A 15,505-nucleotide genomic window follows, 5' to 3' on the forward strand; every position below is an offset into this window, starting at 1 on the left:
GCGCATCGATCTGCGCCCGTTTCAGAGGGTGTGCCACACGGTTCGCAAACGTTCGAGCGCCGCTTCGATTGCGCGCTCAGGCACCGCGGCAAAGCCCAGCACCAGTCCGGCGCGCTGGTCGACCGGGGTCGTGGAATCAGGCAGCCAATAACTGCTCAGACCATTGATCTCGACGTCGACACTGCGCGCCAGTTCGATCAGTTGGCTTTCACGCGTCACACTGGCGACCGGCACGGTCAGGTGCAGCCCGGCGGCAACGCCGGGCAACTGGCCGACGCCCGGAATATTCTGCGGCCAGCCACCGAGCAGGACATTGCGTCGGCTCAGCGCCGCGCGGCGCATGCGTCGGATGTGCCGCTGGAAATGCCCGGCGGCCATGAACTCGGCCATCACCGCCTGGGTGCTGACTTCGGAATGACGCACATCCACCGCACGCCTTTGCGCAAATGCCTCCACCAACCCCGGCGGCAACACCAGATATCCCAGGCGCAACGCCGGGAACGCGACCTTGCCGAACGTGCCGACATACAGCACTCGCCCCTGTCGATCGAGGGCAGCCAACGGCGCCAGCGGAGCGCCGCTGTAGCGATACTCGCCATCGTAATCATCCTCGACGATCCAGCCCTGCGTGCGCTCGGCCCAGGCCAGCAATTCGAGGCGGCGGGCCAGACTCATCACCACCCCGGTGGGGTACTGGTGGGATGGCGTGACATAGGTCAGGCGGCAATCGGTGAGTCCCGCCAGTTGCTGGCAGTCGATACCCTCGCTGTCCACCGCCACCCCGTGCAGCCGGGCACCGGCCACGGCGAAGGCATGACCGGCTGCTCGATACCCGGGATTTTCAATCGCTACGCCGTCGCCCGGCTCTACCAGCAACTGTGCACAAAGGCTTATGCCCTGCTGTGCGCCACTGGTGATCACAATTTGCTCAGCCGTGCACTGCATGCCCCGTGAGCTGCGCAAATAGGCCGCGATCATCCCGCGCAACCGCGCATCGCCCGCCGGATCGCCATAACACAACTGCTGCAAATCCGGCTTGCGCCAGAAAGCCGCATTCAGCTTGGCCCAGACGTCAAACGGGAACAGATCGAAGGCTGGAACGCCGACCCGAAAAGCGCGCGGCGGACCACAGGGCGGCAGGGCCAGATGATTGTTTTCAACCCGCTGCAATGCGTCGCTGTGGATAACTTTACTGGATGGAACTACAGGTAAATCCAGCCAATTTGTGGATAAGGTTGTGGGTAAGCCTGTTGAAAACCCTGTGGATACTTTTGTGGATAGTTTTTCCTTGGGCAATACGCTTTGCGGCAACTGGGCGACATACGTGCCATCCCCGACCCGGCCTTCGATGAAGCCTTCGGCGTACAACTGATCGTAGGCGCGCACCACGCTATTGCGGGAAATCGCCAAGGCCGCCGCCAGATCACGGCTGGCCGGCAGCCGCGTGCCACTGGCCAGACGCCCGTCCAGCACCCGCAGACGCAGCGCCTGATAGAGCTGACGGCTCAAACCCTGACGGCGGTCGAGCTCGATACCGGCCGGATTGAACGGCATGGACAGCGTGGGCGATTCGGGCATGACAATGGACCTATGAAATTGCTCATCAATGGCTCTTACAACAGACCATTAGCCTGCCTAGGATGCAGGCATTCGCCAAGGAAAATCTCTCCATGTACACGCCCCGCGCCTTTGCCATCGACGAACTGTCGCAACTGCACGAACTGATCCTCGCCACCCGTCTCGCGATTCTTGTGAGTCACGGTGAAAACGGTCTGCAAGCCAGTCATGTGCCGGTGCTGCTGCACCGCGAACAGGGCCCGAACGGCACGCTCTACGGGCACCTGGCCAAAGCCAATCCGCAATGGAAAGACCTGCGTGACGGCGCCGAAGCGATGCTGATTTTTGCCGGTCCCGACGCCTACGTCAGCCCGGGGTTTTACCCAGACAAGGCCGAGCACGGCAAAGTCGTGCCGACCTGGAACTACGTCGCCGTGCACGCCTACGGCCACGCCGAAACCTTCAGCGACGGCGGGCGCCTGCTCGACATCGTCAGCACGCTGACCGACCGCCATGAAGCCGGTCGCGCGCAACCGTGGAGGGTCGACGACGCGCCGGCCGACTACATCGACGGCATGCTCAAGGCCATCGTCGGTTTTGCCATCCCGATCGACCGCCTCGAAGGCAAACGCAAACTCAGCCAGAACCGCAGCGCCGAAGACATTGCCGGCGTGCGCGAAGGCCTGACTGCCAGCCCCGACATCCATGACCAGACCCTCGCCCACTTGATGCGTTAAGGAAATCAGCATGAGTCAGATCCAGATCCGCCCGGTGACTGCCGGTGATCACGCCGCCTGGCTGCCGTTGTGGCAGGCCTACCTGCGCTTCTACAACAGCGAATTGCCGGACGCCGTCAGTCACAGCACCTGGCAGCGCTTCCTCGACCCGAGCGAACCGACCCACGCCGCCCTCGCCTGGGCCGATGGCAAGGCGGTGGGCATGGTGCATTTCATCTACCACCGCTCGAACTGGAGCATCGAAAACTCCTGCTACCTGCAGGATCTGCTGGTGGTGCCAGAGACCCGTGGCACCGGCGTCGGTCGCTTGCTGATCGAACACGTCTACGCCACCGCCAAGGCCGACGGTTGCTGCAAGGTGCATTGGCTGACTCACGAAACCAATGCCACCGCGATCCAGCTCTACGAGCGCATCGCCGAGCGTCCGGGGTTCATCCAGTTTCGCAAAGCCATTTAAGGAGCCACGTACATGACCACTTCACTTGCCGACTGGAAAGGCGTCCCCGCCCCCACCGCCACCTTGCTCGAAGGCCGCTTCATCCGTCTGGAACGCCTTGACCCGGCGCGCCACGGCGACGAGCTGTTCAACGCCCTCGAAGGCCCCGGCGCCGACCCGAAGCTGTGGGATTACTTGCCCTACGGGCCGTTCCCGCAGCGCAGCGTTTTCAATGATTGGTTGAACAACCATGCGGCCAGCAGCGATCCGTATTTTTTCAGCATCATCGACCGCGCTACAGGCCAGGTGCAGGGCATCCTCAGCCTGATGTCGATCGTCCCGGCGCAAGGCCGCATCGAGATCGGCCACGTGACCTTCGGCGCGTCGATGCAACGCTCGCCGAAGAGTACCGAGGCCGTTTACCTGTTGGCCAAACACGCTTTCGAACTGGGCTACCGGCGCCTGGAATGGAAGTGCAACAACGGCAACGCCCGCTCCAAATACGCCGCCGAACGCCTGGGCTTCAGCTTCGAAGGCGTGTTCCGGCAGCACATGGTGGTCAAGGGACAAAACCGCGATACCGCGTGGTATTCGATTGTGGATTCGGAGTGGCCGGCGATTGCGGCAGGGTTCGAGCAGTGGTTGAGCGATGCCAACCAGACGCCGACCGGGCAGCTCAAAGGTTTGGTCGAGTGCCGTAGTTAAATCGTCAAAGCAAAATCGGCAGCTCCTACAGGGTGAACATCAATCCCCTGTAGGAGCTGCCGAAGGCTGCGATCTTTTGATCTGTTGTTTACCCCAGTTTCTGCGCCAGCACCGCAATGTGTTCCGGCCCGATCCCGCAGCAACCGCCCAAATGGCTGGCGCCCCGCTGCTGCCAGTCAATCGCCCAGTGCAAATAACCCGGCGGATCCAGGTCATCGCGCAACGGATCGAGACCGTCGTTGGCCGTCGCCTCTTTCGGTTGCGGTGGAAACGCATTGGCATACGCGCCGATGTGAATCTGCACACCCAGACGTTCGAAGGTATCGCGCGCCGCATCAATCGCCGCACCGATCACTTCCGGCTGGCTGCAGTTGAACAGCAGCGTCTCGACGCCCAATTCCGCTGCCACTGCTGCTGCTTCGGCCACCGATTCACCGGAACGCAGACGCGGCACCTCGTCGGTGTCTTCATCCTTCAAGGTAAACGACAGCCAGAACGGCTTGCCGTCCTGCGGCAGACCGGCGCGGATCGATCGCGCCTCGATGATCGAGCTCTGGGTTTCCGCCAGCCACAGGTCGACATGCGGTGCCAGGCCGTTCACCAGTGGCGTCAGCAATTCGTTCACCCGCGCGGCTTCGAACAGGTCCGGGCGATAGGAGCCGAACAGCGGCGGCAATGAACCGGCCACTCGCACCGCTTTGCCCGAGGCCTGTACCGCCCGCTGTGCCAGTTCGCCGGCCAACGTCGCCAGTGCCTGACCTTCAGCGGCAAACCGCGCCTCGCCAATATGAAACGGCACCACCGCATAACTGTTGCTGGTGATCACATTGGCCCCGCTGGCGATGTAGGCGGCGTGCACCGCTTCGACCGCCTGCGGCGCTTCGATCAGGGCCAGCGCCGACCACTCAGGCTGCCGAAACGGCGCCCCGGCGCGTTGCAACTCACGGCCCATGCCGCCATCGAGAATTACCGTGCTTGCTGTGCCCATATGCTTTTCGCTCATATGCTTATGAAAATTACTCACTACCAGAGTAGTTCTTATAACTATTTAATACGCACCATTCGGTTAATAACAACCCCTTTTTTTTCAGGTGTCGACTGTGAAACTTCAACCGCTACTGGCCTTGGGCCTGACGATTCTGGCCGCGTCCACTCAAGCCTTCGGCGGCGCCACACTCGATCGCGTCGAACAGAAAAAACAACTGGTCGGTGTGCTGATGGAAAGCTACCCACCCTTCTCGTTTCTCAATGAGCAGAATCAGCTCGACGGCTTCGACGTGGACGTGGCCAAAGCCGTCGCGGACAAGCTGGGGGTCAAGCTGCGCCTCGAAACGCCATCCTGGGACGTGATCGCTGCCGGCCGCTGGAGCGGGCGCTATGACATCTGCATCTGCTCCATGACCCCGAGCAAGGCCCGCGCCGAAGTGTTCGATTTCCCGGTCGAGTACTACGCCTCGCCCGCCGTGATCGTGGTCAACGCCAAGGACGATCGCATCCACGGCGCCAAGGACCTGAGCGGCAAGAAAGTCGGCTTGACCAGCGCCAGCAGCTACGAAAGTTATCTGAACAAGAATCTGGTCATCGAAGGCGCCGAAGACACGCGCCTGGAGTACCCGTTCGAGGATGTGCAGATCGCTCCGTACGATACCGACAACGTCGCCTTCCAGGATCTGGGCCTGGGCGCCGGTGTGCGCCTGGACGCCATCCTCACCAACCTGGTGACCGCGCAGCCGCGTCTGAATCAGGATCAGCGTTTCAAACTGGCGGGCGCGCCGCTGTACTCGGAACCGAACTCGGTGGCCATCGAAAAGGGTGATACCGAGTGGGACGCCAAAGTGCGCGAGGTATTCGCGCAACTCAAGCAGGACGGCACGCTGAGCAAGCTGTCGCAGAAATGGATCGGCGCCGACATCAGCCAATGACTGCCTTCCCGAAACCTCCACAGCCGCCGCAACCGGTGGCTGAATCGCGCCTGCAACGGCTGTTCGGTTTCCGCACGCGCCTGTACCTGACCTGGGCGGCGATGTTCAGCCTGTTCGCCGGGTTTTTCCTGAGCTTCGATCTGAAGCTCTCGATCATCCTCGACAAGCTGCCGAATCTGCTCGGCGTGCACCTGGCGCCCAACGGCTTTCTGCAGGGTGCGGCACTGACCCTGTTTCTCTGCGCATGCGCAATCGTCGCTTCGTCCTTGCTGGGCTTCGTCACCGCTCTGGCGCGCCTGTCGAAAAGCGCCGTGGCGTTCGGGATCGCCAGTTTCTACACCTCGTTCTTTCGCGGCACGCCGCTGCTGATCCAGATCCTGTTGATCTACCTCGGCCTGCCGCAACTGGGGGTCGTACCCGGCGCGGTGGTGGCGGGGATCATTGCCCTGTCCCTCAACTACGGGGCGTACCTCAGCGAGATTTTCCGCGCCGGCATCCTCGGTGTGCCCTACGGCCAACGCGAAGCTTCGCTGGCGCTGGGCATGCGCGAGAGCGTGATTTTCTGGCGCATCACCCTGCCCCAGGCGATGCGCACGATCATCCCGCCGACCACCAACCAGTTCATTTCGATGCTCAAGGATTCATCACTGATCTCGGTGATGGGCGTCTGGGAAGTGATGTTTCTGGCGCAGTCCTACGGACGCTCGAGCTACCGCTACATCGAGATGCTGACCACGGCGGCAATCATTTACTGGCTGATGTCGATCGGTCTGGAGCTGATCCAGGCGCGCATGGAGCGGCACTACGGCAAGGCTTATGTGCGGCGTAGCTAGGTTAATCAGCACCTTGCGCCAGCGTCGGATTTTAATTGATCTCTCGTCGGATCCGCACCACGCCCATTTTCAGTCCAAACGGACGAAACACCGCATTCAACGATTTCAATGTCTGATTGCCCTCGCCATGCTCGATATGCACCAGCGTGCGAACCGATATTTTGCACATCCTGGCAAACTGGGTTTGATGCAGACCGGTCACTTCCACGCGTAGACGACGAACCGCTTCACCGATCTCCAGTGTCCCTTGGGCTAGCGCCTCTTGAATGTTTTCGATGAGCACCGTGCGCTCGGCTACCGACATGCTCATTTCAGATCCCACTCTTTCAAGCGTTGCTCCAGATTTTTCAGAAGGATTCCCGGGTGGTTCATCGTTCTGTCGGGCAACCCACTCGCCGTCAATATGTCGGGGAGCGCCGCCAGACGCTGGGCATCTTCACGCAAGCGTTCGAAAGGATCTGATGCGTCAGTCAAACCTGCCAAAGGGTCTTTGGGATCGGCGATATCAGCCAATGCGCGGCACACTCCCCGCCAATCGACCTCTCCCGCCCTCTCCAGATCTTTTGGCCATTTGGTTGTCCGGGTCACACCCTCGTCATCCATGACCATCGGGGCCAAGTCATAGATCGGCGCCAGACGAAACGAACTTTCCTGGCGAATTATCGCGGTATTACGACCATGGTTATCCGAGTTACCGAGGATCTTGTTGATCAGATCCCGAAGTAAGTAATCCGTCACAAGTTCGGGAATCTGACTGGCCTGTCCTGCTTTTCGCCAGAGCCCGGCGAGCATGCGGATGACATCCATATGGTTCATTGCACTTCCCGGCGCCGTTACTTCAGCCAGCGAATAAATCGACTCGACAGCAAAACGACTGACTTCACCGTTCGTTACTTCTCGATCAAAGCGCTGCATCCACAAGCTCGGCTTACTCGCTTCTTCTAATGCCAAACCTTCTACCGCGATCGTTTCAATGCCGAGTTTCTGAAGCGCCTTGTAGTAATGGAACTCGCTGCGCAGGATATCTTGATCGACCAGACTTCCTTTGTTTCTGGCAAATTTTATAAACCAATGCTGCCTGACCTCTTCATCGCCCAATACCGCATCAGGGAAAAAAAGGCCGGCCTTGTTTTCAGCCAACAATAGCTTCGGTGCCTCACCGCCTGCCCCTGTAGCACCACCAATTGCCGCGCCTTGCTCATAGGCGTATTCCAGAAAGCGACTGTCGCGGAGAACAACATCCTCCCGCTTGAATCCGATGGGCTCACGCTCATCGACAGCCTCGGCCGACTCTTTTATGCGCATATTGCCAATGGGGGCTGGAGTGCTCTGGCCGAGCAGATACAGATCGGCACCGATATGCGCCGGTTTCTCCTGCCCCAGATGCGCAAGCAGAAATCTTTTTGCCGCTCCTGCGGGGGCAATGTCATAGACAAATGCGGGCGTACTGGAGCGTCGCCCTTCCCAATCCAATGGATACAACGCACTGACGGCCTTGGAAAACGGAGAGCCTATGGCTTCAATATTTTCGACAAGGTATGGCGTCTCGTAGCCGAAACTGCAGCGACTTTCGAACCCCTTTTCAGGATTGTCGAACCTGAGAATCATCGCGTCGTGCCATTTTCCAGCACTGAATATCTGTAATGTCAGGTCGTACATGTCTCAACACCTGCATTTAATTGCATTCAAACAGAGAATTTATTGCCCGCAGACGCAATATAGTGCATTTCGACGGATGATGGGGCGTTGCAATCTGCAACAAAATGCAGATACAACTGAGCTTAAGATCATCTGAACGCAAAATAATGCAGGTCATCCTCCGACTTCATTCTGTAAGAACCCCTCGCTATACGGACGGCCCGCTAATAACAAAAGGCCCTGCATCCATGTCTTTCTCGCCCTGAAGCGGCGAGATTGGAAGCAACAGTCGCAACCACGGGTTGATCGGGCAGTGGCAGATGAGTTTCTGATCATTACAAGCGGCTAATGGCAATTCAATTTGTAGGAAAAGACAACGCGACGGCACGACGCAATCCGCCAATCTTTGTCGAGCCGCCCTTTTCCGCAGATCAAACAGACGTAGCCCGCAGCACCGAGCGATCCGGCTGACATCGGTGCCTGCTGGCTCCAACTTAGAGTTTGGCCTCCTTCCACGAGAGGCTGAACTCGATGCCCGTTCAATTCCACTTTCGACCAAAACACCTGACACTGGCCATTACTCTGGCCATGGGATGTGCAGATCTGTCCATGGCTCAGGACACACCGCCCGACACTCAAGGCATCTCTCCCGCATCCCCTGAAACATTAAAATCAGCGATCAACGCTTTCGCCAATCATCCGGACTCCGTTCAACTGAAGGTCAGCAAAGCCTATCCGGCACAGGAGGGTGTGGCGCTCGCGCTCGATGCGCGCAATGACCTTGTCACCGTGCAATCTCGAGGCAGTTTCGCCGGCCTGGTCGATGGTGGCGGGGGCGACAACCTGCTGCAACTCGACGCGAACAAGAAAGGTGTGCTGGGTGAAACCCGTAACTTCAGTGGGCTGGAGGTCAGGCGCGGGAGCTGGACACGCAGCGGACCGGGTGATTTCAGCCTCGGTGTACTGGTTCATCCAAAGGCATTGCTGGTCAACGAAGGGCAAATTCTGGGCTCGGCAGTGACCGAGGGCATCTTGATCAACAAAGGTGCGATCAATGGCGGCGCCACTGTCGCGTCTGGCGGTGACCTGACCAACCAGGGCCTGATTGACGGCATGGTGGATGTTCAGGAAAACGGCCATATAGCCGGGAATGGTGCGGTTAATCATTTGAACGTGTACGGACGCATGACCGTCGACGATGTCTACGGCGCCCCCAAGGTCGCGGGAGATCTGCGCCTGGCCCATTCTGCCGTGCTGGCCTATGCCGTGGATGCTTCCGGCAACAGTCAGACGGTGGTCGTAAAAGGAACCGCTCATTTGGGTGACGCCACCCTGAAACTCGTCACCGCCGGCGACTACCCGCAAAGCAGTCAGCACACCGTTCTGGAAGCGGGAAAGATTGAGGGGCAGTTTGGCACCGTTGAAAACGATCTGGCATACATGACCCCGACGCTGCACTACGAAGCACAACGAGTGGGATTGCTCTATGCCCGTAACGATGTGCCGCTTGCAAGCCTTGCGACCACGCAGAATAGTCAGGCGCTCGCGCAAAGCATTGACGAGACACCCTCCACCCCTCAGCAACCTCAGCAACCTCAGCAACCTCAGCAACCTCAGCAACCTCAGCAACCTCAGCAACCTCAGCAACCTCAGCAACCTCAGCAACCTCAGCAACCTCAGCAACCTCAGCAACCTCAGCAACCTCAGCAACCTCAGCAACCTCAGCAACCTCAGCAACCTCAGCAACCTCAGCAACCTCAGCAACCTCAGCAACCTCAGCAACCTCAGCAACCTCAGCAACCTCAGCAACCTCAGCAACCTCAGCAACCTCAGCAACCTCAAGAGCCTGGGGCACCTCGCCAGCCAGGCAAAGCCATAAGCGCGGCCACACCTCAAAATACTGCCGTCACGGCCCTGCTCGGCGCCAGCAAGCCGACGGCCAGCGTGGCTCTCGAACAACTCGCCGCCAGCAACAACGCCAACCTCGCCAAAGCCACATTGAGCAGCGTCAATCCGCTCAACGCCAGCATGCTCTCGGCCATGCACCAACTGGACAACCGCGTCGCAGCGCAAGGGTCGGGGAGTGCACCGCGGCTGGCGGCTGGCGGCGGAGGCAATGGGCGGGTCTGGCTGCAGGCTCTGGGAAATGGCGGCAAGGTCGACCGGGACGCCGACAGTGTCCTGAAGCATTCCACTCAAGGTCTGATCATGGGAGCCGACTGGCGAATCGACGAGCAATGGCATGCCGGCCTGATGGGCGCAAAAGCGCAAACCCGCTTCGATGCCCGGCAGTTCGACGGTGATCTCGACAGCTGGCACCTCGGCGCCTACGCGCTGCGTCAGGACGGCCCGTTTGCACTGCGCCTGGGGGCCTCGTACGGCAGTCATGACGGTAGTGGCAAACGTCGCATTGCCTTCAAGGGTTTCAGTGATCGCCTCAAGAGCAGCTATGACGCCAGCACCCAGCAGGTGTTTGCCGAAGTCGGCTACAACCTGGGTCGTGGCAACGTCAGTATCGAACCGTTCGCCAGCGTCGGTTATCAACGCTACCAGCGTGACGGTTTCACCGAGAAAGGTGGCGATGCGGCGCTCAAGGTTCAGGGGCAGACCCGGGCGAATCCGAGCAGCACCCTCGGCCTGCGCCTGGCGAACACCAGCCACCTGTCCAATGGCATGCAGTTGACGCCGCGCCTGAGCGCGAGCATGAAACACACCTACGGCGATCTGAATAACGAAACGCGCCAGCAACTGGTCAAGGGTGGCAAAAGCTTCGAGGTGATCGGTGCCGAGATGGATCGCAACAGCTTCAGCTTGGATGCAGGTCTGGACCTTACGCTGTCCACTCGCAACACCCTGAGCGTCGGCATCAGCGGCGAGGCTGGCTCTGATAGCCGCAGCTATGGCGTGACGGGCCAGTGGCGCATGGCGTTCTGACACAACGCTAGTGTAGGAGCTGCCGCAGGCTGCGATCTTTTGACTTTGCTCTTGAAGATCAAAAGATCGCAGCCTGCGGCATCTTCTACAGAGAACGGCATATTGCAGGCAAAAAAAGGGGAGCACATGCCCCCCCGAGGTTTAAAGCGTTGGATCGCGGCAGTTATCTCAGCCTTCGATCTCGATCAGGATTTCACCCGGATTCACCCGGTCGCCCTTGGCAACGTGAATGGCCGTGACCTTGCCGGCAAGCGCCGCCTGGACTTCGGTTTCCATCTTCATCGCTTCGGTGATCAGCACCGCCTGACCAGCCTTGACGGTGTCGCCTTCCTTGACCAGCACATCGACGATGTTGCCCGGCATGGTAGTGCTGACGTGGCCCGGTGCCGACGCCTGCCTGCGTTTGCTGCTGCCTCCGCCGACGAATTCGTTGAGCGGTTCAAACACCACTTCTTCCGGCATGCCGTCGATGGACAGGTAGAAGTGACGCTTGCCTTCGGCCTTCACGCCAACACCGGTGATGTCGACGCGGTAGGTTTCGCCGTGGACGTCGATGACGAACTCGGTCGGCACGCCTTCGCCACCGGCCTTCGCCACACCACCGGCCTCAGGGATCGGCAACAGCACTTCCGGAACGAGGGTGCCGGCGGCACGCTCTTCGAGGAACTTGCGGCCGATGTCCGGGAACATGGCGAAAGTCAGCACGTCTTCTTCGGACTTGGCCAGTGCGCCGATGTCGGCACGCAGCTTGGTCATTTCCGGCTTGAGCAAATCGGCCGGACGGACGTCGATCACCTCTTCGCTACCAATGGCCTGACGACGCAGCTTCTCGTTGACCACACCCGGCGCCTTGCCGTAGCCGCCTTGCAGGTAAAGCTTCACTTCGTTGGTGATGGTCTTGTAGCGCTCGCCGGCCAGCACGTTGAAGAACGCCTGAGTGCCGACGATCTGCGAAGTCGGGGTCACCAGCGGCGGGAAACCGAGGTCTTCACGCACCCGCGGGATTTCCGCCAGCACTTCGGCCATGCGGTTCAGCGCCCCCTGCTCTTTCAACTGGTTGGCAAGGTTGGAGATCATCCCGCCCGGCACCTGGTTGACTTGCACACGGGTGTCGACCGCGGTGAATTCGCTTTCGAACTGGTGGTACTTCTTGCGCACGGCGTAGAAGTACAGACCGATTTCCTGCAGCAGTTCGAGGTTCAGACCGGTGTCGTATTCGGTGCCCTTGAGCGCAGCGACCATCGACTCGGTGCCCGGATGGCTGGTGCCCGAGGCGAAGCTGGAGATCGCGGTGTCGATGTGATCGGCGCCGTTTTCGATGGCTTTCAATTGGCACATCGCCGCCAGACCAGCCGTGTCATGCGAATGGATGAACACCGGCAGCGACTGCTCGGCCTTCAACGCCCGCACCAGTTCACCGGTGGCGTATGGCGTGAGCAAACCGGCCATGTCCTTGATTGCCACCGAGTCGCAACCCATGGCTTCCATCTGCTTGGCTTGCGCCACGAACGCGTCGATGGTGTGCACCGGGCTGGTGGTGTAGGCGATGGTGCCCTGGGCGTGTTTTCCCGCAGCCTTCACCGCTTCGATGGCCACGCGCAGGTTACGCACATCGTTCATTGCGTCGAAGATGCGGAACACGTCGATACCGTTGACCGCAGCCTTGGCGACGAAGGCTTTGACCACGTCATCGCTGTAGTGGCGATAGCCCAACAGGTTCTGCCCGCGCAGAAGCATTTGCAGACGGGTGTTGGGCAGCGCGGCGCGCAGTTGGCGCAGGCGCTCCCACGGGTCTTCTTTCAGAAAGCGGACGCAGGCGTCGAACGTCGCGCCGCCCCAGCACTCCAGCGACCAGTAGCCGACCTTATCGAGCTTGTCGCAGATCGGCAGCATGTCTTCGGTGCGCATGCGGGTGGCGAGCAGCGATTGGTGAGCGTCGCGCAGGATGGTATCGGTGACAAAGATCTTCTTGGACATTGTTGTATTCCTCACAGGCCTGCGTGGGCGGCGATGGCGGCGGCGATGGCCAGGGCCAGCTCTTCGGGTTTGCGCTTGATCGAGTAGTTGGTCAGTTCCGGGTGGCTTTCCACGAAGCTGGTATTGAACTGGCCGCTACGGAATTCCGGGTTGCGCAGGATTTCCTGGTAATACGCGGCGGTGGTTTTCACGCCCTGCAAACGCATGTCGTCAAGAGCGCGCAGACCCCGATCCATCGCCTCTTCCCAGGTCAACGCCCAGACCACCAGTTTCAGGCACATCGAATCGTAGAACGGCGGAATGGTGTAGCCGGTGTAGATCGCCGTGTCGGTGCGCACGCCCGGGCCGCCAGGGGCGTAGTAACGAGTGATCTTGCCGAAGCTCGGCAGGAAGTTGTTTTTCGGGTCTTCGGCGTTGATGCGGAACTGCAACGCGAAACCACGGTGCTGAATGTCTTCCTGCTTTACCGACAGCGGCAGGCCAGAGGCGATGCGGATCTGTTCACGGACGATGTCGATCCCGGTGATTTCTTCGGTGATGGTGTGCTCCACCTGCACCCGAGTGTTCATCTCCATGAAGTACACCTCGCCCTCGGCGAGCAGGAACTCCACGGTGCCGGCGTTCTCGTAGCCCACAGCCTTGGCCGCACGCACCGACAGGTCGCCGATGTACGCGCGCTGTTCCGGGGTCAGTTGCGGGCTCGGGGCGATCTCGATCAGCTTCTGGTTGCGACGCTGGATCGAACAGTCACGCTCGAACAGGTGCACGACGTTACCGAAGCTGTCGCCGAGGATCTGCGCCTCGATATGCTTGGGATTGACGATGCATTTTTCCAGGAACACTTCCGCCGAACCGAAAGCCTTGGTCGCTTCGGAAATCACCCGAGGGAAATTCTGTTCGAGCTCTTCGCGGCTGTTGCAGCGGCGGATACCGCGACCGCCACCACCGGAGGTGGCCTTGAGCATCACCGGGTAGCCAATTCGGTCACCTTCGGTCAGGGCTTCTTCGATGCCGGACACGTTGCCTTCAGTGCCCGGGGTGACCGGTACACCGGCCTTGATCATGCTGCGCCGGGCTTCAGTCTTGTCGCCCATGCGGCGAATGACTTCTGCCGACGGGCCGATGAATTTGATCCCGCGTTCGGCGCAGATGTCTGCCAGCTCAGCGTTTTCCGAGAGGAAGCCGTAACCGGGATGCAAGGCATCGCAACCGGTTTCCACCGCCAGGTTCACCAGCTTGCGCGGGTTGAGGTAGCCGGCCAGTGGCTCGGCCCCGATGCTGTGGGCTTCGTCCGCACGCTTCACATGCAGGGCATGGCGGTCGGCGTCGGAAAAAATCGCAACCGAGCGAATGCCCATTTCGGCGCAGGCTCGCACGATTCGTACGGCAATCTCACCACGGTTGGCGATCAGGATCTTTTTTATCACTTGGAAATTCCCTTGAGCCGGTGGCACCACGACCTGCTAGACCCAGGTCGACGCGTGACCAAATGTTTCAATCTGGTCGCGACCCCACACTAGCCCTCGCAAGGGATTAACAAAAATGAATAAAAATTGGGTCAGGCATAAGCAAAGACTTATAGTTGAACCATCAGCCCGCCGTCAGAGCCTATAAAAGATGCGTAAGTCCTTGATGCGTATGACATTACGCCAGTTGCAGATTTTCAACGAAGTGTGTGATTTACGTTCCTACAGCCGCGCAGCCGATGAAATGTCTCTCACACAACCGGCCGTCAGCCTACAGATTCGTCAGCTTGAAGAGCTGATCGGCCAGCCATTATTCGATTACGTCGGCAAAAAACTTTACATGACCGAGGCTGCAGAAGCCCTGCAGCGCGCCAGCCGGGACATCTTTGGCCGCCTGGAAAACCTCGACATGCAGCTGTCGGACATGCAGGGCTCGCTGCAGGGCCAGTTGAAACTGGCAGTGGAGTCCAGCGCCAAATACTTCGTGCCGCACCTGTTCGCCGCGTTCAAGCGCCAGCACCCGGAAGTGAACCTGCAATTGACCGTGGTCAACCGCGGCCAAGTGATTCGCAGGCTTTCGGACAACCGCGATGATCTGGTGATCATGTCGATGGTACCGCAGGACATGGGCCTGGAATTCCTGCCATTTCTCAACAACCCGATTGTCGCCGTGGCGCGTCCGGATCATCCTTTGGCGCACATGGGACCGCTGCGTTTGCAGGACCTTGAGCCTTACACATTGCTGATCCGTGAACCCGGCTCGGGCACGCGACTGGCCTGTGAAGAGTATTTCAAGGAGAAACGCGTGCACTTCACCCAGACGCAGGAAGTGGCCTCGGCCGAAGCCCAGCGTGAATGCGTGGTGGCGGGTCTGGGCCTGGCGTTGTTGACGCGCCACGCCCTGAACCTGGAGCTGGCGACCGGCGGCCTGGTGGAGCTGCCGGTCGAAGAGTTGCCGCTGTTTCGCAGCTGGTGCCTGGTGCAAGCCAAGGCCAAACGGCTGTCACCGGTAGCGCACGCCTTCCTGGCGTTTATCCGCAGCGAGCGGGTGCAGATCAGCGCGCTGGTTGAGCGCTTCGACGGGAAGCTGTCGGTGCGGCCTGCCAGTAGTTGAGTTCGATGTCCTCGGGAAAATCGCTGATTTCGCTTTGAAGCTGACGGAGTTCGAAGCGATCTTCGATCGCGCGACGGAACTCCATGCGGCGCTGGTCTTCCTGTTGACGACGGGTTTTCGCGGCGCTGTTGCGTTCTTCGTAGGGCTGAGCCATTTCGAGTCTCCCAAGGCGAGTACGGGAGTTTC

The 15,505-nt window shown here is 59.9% G+C and carries 14 protein-coding genes; 7 read left to right on the forward strand and 7 right to left on the reverse strand.

Annotation, left to right across the window (positions count from 1 at the left end; genetic code table 11):
* Nucleotides 1–21: 21 nt before the first annotated feature.
* On the reverse strand, nucleotides 22–1,578 hold the full coding sequence (gene pdxR / locus BW33_RS02610) for a MocR-like pyridoxine biosynthesis transcription factor PdxR (protein ID WP_047596895.1): 1,557 nt from the start codon (nucleotides 1,576–1,578) through the stop codon (nucleotides 22–24).
* A gap of 92 nt (nucleotides 1,579–1,670) precedes the next feature.
* On the opposite strand from pdxR, the gene BW33_RS02615 reads away from it, so the two are divergent.
* The 3 genes from BW33_RS02615 to BW33_RS02625 are packed head-to-tail and all read left to right on the forward strand — an operon-like array spanning nucleotide 1,671 to nucleotide 3,435.
* Complete coding sequence (locus BW33_RS02615) at nucleotides 1,671–2,294, forward strand: FMN-binding negative transcriptional regulator (RefSeq protein WP_047596896.1); 624 nt, start codon at nucleotides 1,671–1,673, stop codon at nucleotides 2,292–2,294.
* Between the two features lie 10 nt (nucleotides 2,295–2,304).
* Complete coding sequence (locus tag BW33_RS02620; protein ID WP_047596897.1) at nucleotides 2,305–2,751, forward strand: GNAT family N-acetyltransferase; 447 nt, start codon at nucleotides 2,305–2,307, stop codon at nucleotides 2,749–2,751.
* 12 nt (nucleotides 2,752–2,763) lie between these two features.
* The gene (locus tag BW33_RS02625) at nucleotides 2,764–3,435 is read left to right on the forward strand and encodes a GNAT family N-acetyltransferase (protein ID WP_047596898.1); all 672 of its coding nucleotides are present in this window, start codon (nucleotides 2,764–2,766) and stop codon (nucleotides 3,433–3,435) included.
* Between the two features lie 88 nt (nucleotides 3,436–3,523).
* Here the strand turns inward: BW33_RS02625 and BW33_RS02630 are convergent, their stop codons facing one another.
* A complete protein-coding gene (locus BW33_RS02630) occupies nucleotides 3,524–4,423 on the reverse strand; it encodes a homocysteine S-methyltransferase family protein (RefSeq protein ID WP_047596899.1) in 900 nt (299 codons plus the stop codon).
* Between the two features lie 112 nt (nucleotides 4,424–4,535).
* Between BW33_RS02630 and BW33_RS02635 the strand changes: the two genes are divergently transcribed.
* A complete protein-coding gene (locus BW33_RS02635; RefSeq protein ID WP_047596900.1) occupies nucleotides 4,536–5,357 on the forward strand; it encodes an ABC transporter substrate-binding protein in 822 nt (273 codons plus the stop codon).
* Complete coding sequence (locus BW33_RS02640; protein WP_047596901.1) at nucleotides 5,354–6,190, forward strand: amino acid ABC transporter permease; 837 nt, start codon at nucleotides 5,354–5,356, stop codon at nucleotides 6,188–6,190. Before BW33_RS02635 ends, BW33_RS02640 begins: the two co-directional genes overlap by 4 nt.
* 31 nt (nucleotides 6,191–6,221) lie before the next feature.
* Here BW33_RS02640 and BW33_RS02645 read toward each other — a convergent pair whose 3' ends face one another.
* Both BW33_RS02645 and BW33_RS02650 read right to left on the reverse strand, forming a co-directional pair.
* Nucleotides 6,222–6,500, reverse strand: coding sequence for a helix-turn-helix domain-containing protein (locus BW33_RS02645; RefSeq protein WP_047596902.1), 279 nt, complete (start codon nucleotides 6,498–6,500; stop codon nucleotides 6,222–6,224).
* Nucleotides 6,497–7,849, reverse strand: a complete 1,353-nt coding sequence (locus tag BW33_RS02650; protein ID WP_047596903.1) for a HipA domain-containing protein — start codon at nucleotides 7,847–7,849, stop codon at nucleotides 6,497–6,499. Before BW33_RS02650 ends, BW33_RS02645 begins: the two co-directional genes overlap by 4 nt.
* Before the next feature lie 1,164 nt (nucleotides 7,850–9,013).
* Here BW33_RS02650 and BW33_RS30095 point away from each other — a divergent pair.
* Nucleotides 9,014–10,762 carry an autotransporter outer membrane beta-barrel domain-containing protein gene (locus tag BW33_RS30095; protein WP_081794163.1) on the forward strand — a complete coding sequence of 583 codons (1,749 nt, stop codon included), beginning with the start codon at nucleotides 9,014–9,016 and terminating at the stop codon, nucleotides 10,760–10,762.
* A 168-nt stretch (nucleotides 10,763–10,930) separates the two neighbouring features.
* Here BW33_RS30095 and oadA read toward each other — a convergent pair whose 3' ends face one another.
* Complete coding sequence (gene oadA, locus BW33_RS02660; protein ID WP_047596904.1) at nucleotides 10,931–12,739, reverse strand: sodium-extruding oxaloacetate decarboxylase subunit alpha; 1,809 nt, start codon at nucleotides 12,737–12,739, stop codon at nucleotides 10,931–10,933.
* A gap of 11 nt (nucleotides 12,740–12,750) precedes the next feature.
* Nucleotides 12,751–14,166: an acetyl-CoA carboxylase biotin carboxylase subunit gene (locus BW33_RS02665; protein WP_027610345.1), complete on the reverse strand. Its 1,416-nt coding sequence runs from the start codon at nucleotides 14,164–14,166 to the stop codon at nucleotides 12,751–12,753.
* Nucleotides 14,167–14,356: 190 nt separating this feature from the next.
* Between BW33_RS02665 and BW33_RS02670 the strand changes: the two genes are divergently transcribed.
* Nucleotides 14,357–15,319 carry a LysR family transcriptional regulator gene (locus BW33_RS02670; protein WP_047596906.1) on the forward strand — a complete coding sequence of 321 codons (963 nt, stop codon included), beginning with the start codon at nucleotides 14,357–14,359 and terminating at the stop codon, nucleotides 15,317–15,319.
* On the opposite strand, the gene BW33_RS02675 is transcribed toward BW33_RS02670, so the two are convergent.
* Nucleotides 15,261–15,473: a PA3496 family putative envelope integrity protein gene (locus BW33_RS02675; RefSeq protein WP_047596907.1), complete on the reverse strand. Its 213-nt coding sequence runs from the start codon at nucleotides 15,471–15,473 to the stop codon at nucleotides 15,261–15,263. The genes BW33_RS02670 and BW33_RS02675 overlap by 59 nt on opposite strands.
* Between the last annotated feature and the right edge of the window lie 32 nt (nucleotides 15,474–15,505).

It is taken from the genome of Pseudomonas sp. RIT288, from assembly GCF_000631985.1.
Lineage (GTDB): Bacteria > Pseudomonadota > Gammaproteobacteria > Pseudomonadales > Pseudomonadaceae > Aquipseudomonas.

Coding starts and splice junctions, on each gene's coding strand:
- pdxR (WP_047596895.1), bottom strand. CDS start 1,578: ATGCCCGAATCGCCCACGCTGTCCATGCCGTTCAATCCGGCCGGTATC.
- BW33_RS02615 (WP_047596896.1), top strand. CDS start 1,671: ATGTACACGCCCCGCGCCTTTGCCATCGACGAACTGTCGCAACTGCAC.
- BW33_RS02620 (WP_047596897.1), top strand. CDS start 2,305: ATGAGTCAGATCCAGATCCGCCCGGTGACTGCCGGTGATCACGCCGCC.
- BW33_RS02625 (WP_047596898.1), top strand. CDS start 2,764: ATGACCACTTCACTTGCCGACTGGAAAGGCGTCCCCGCCCCCACCGCC.
- BW33_RS02630 (WP_047596899.1), bottom strand. CDS start 4,423: ATGGGCACAGCAAGCACGGTAATTCTCGATGGCGGCATGGGCCGTGAG.
- BW33_RS02640 (WP_047596901.1), top strand. CDS start 5,354: ATGACTGCCTTCCCGAAACCTCCACAGCCGCCGCAACCGGTGGCTGAA.
- BW33_RS02645 (WP_047596902.1), bottom strand. CDS start 6,500: ATGAGCATGTCGGTAGCCGAGCGCACGGTGCTCATCGAAAACATTCAA.
- BW33_RS02650 (WP_047596903.1), bottom strand. CDS start 7,849: ATGTACGACCTGACATTACAGATATTCAGTGCTGGAAAATGGCACGAC.
- BW33_RS30095 (WP_081794163.1), top strand. CDS start 9,014: ATGACCGTCGACGATGTCTACGGCGCCCCCAAGGTCGCGGGAGATCTG.
- oadA (WP_047596904.1), bottom strand. CDS start 12,739: ATGTCCAAGAAGATCTTTGTCACCGATACCATCCTGCGCGACGCTCAC.
- BW33_RS02670 (WP_047596906.1), top strand. CDS start 14,357: ATGCGTAAGTCCTTGATGCGTATGACATTACGCCAGTTGCAGATTTTC.
- BW33_RS02675 (WP_047596907.1), bottom strand. CDS start 15,473: ATGGCTCAGCCCTACGAAGAACGCAACAGCGCCGCGAAAACCCGTCGT.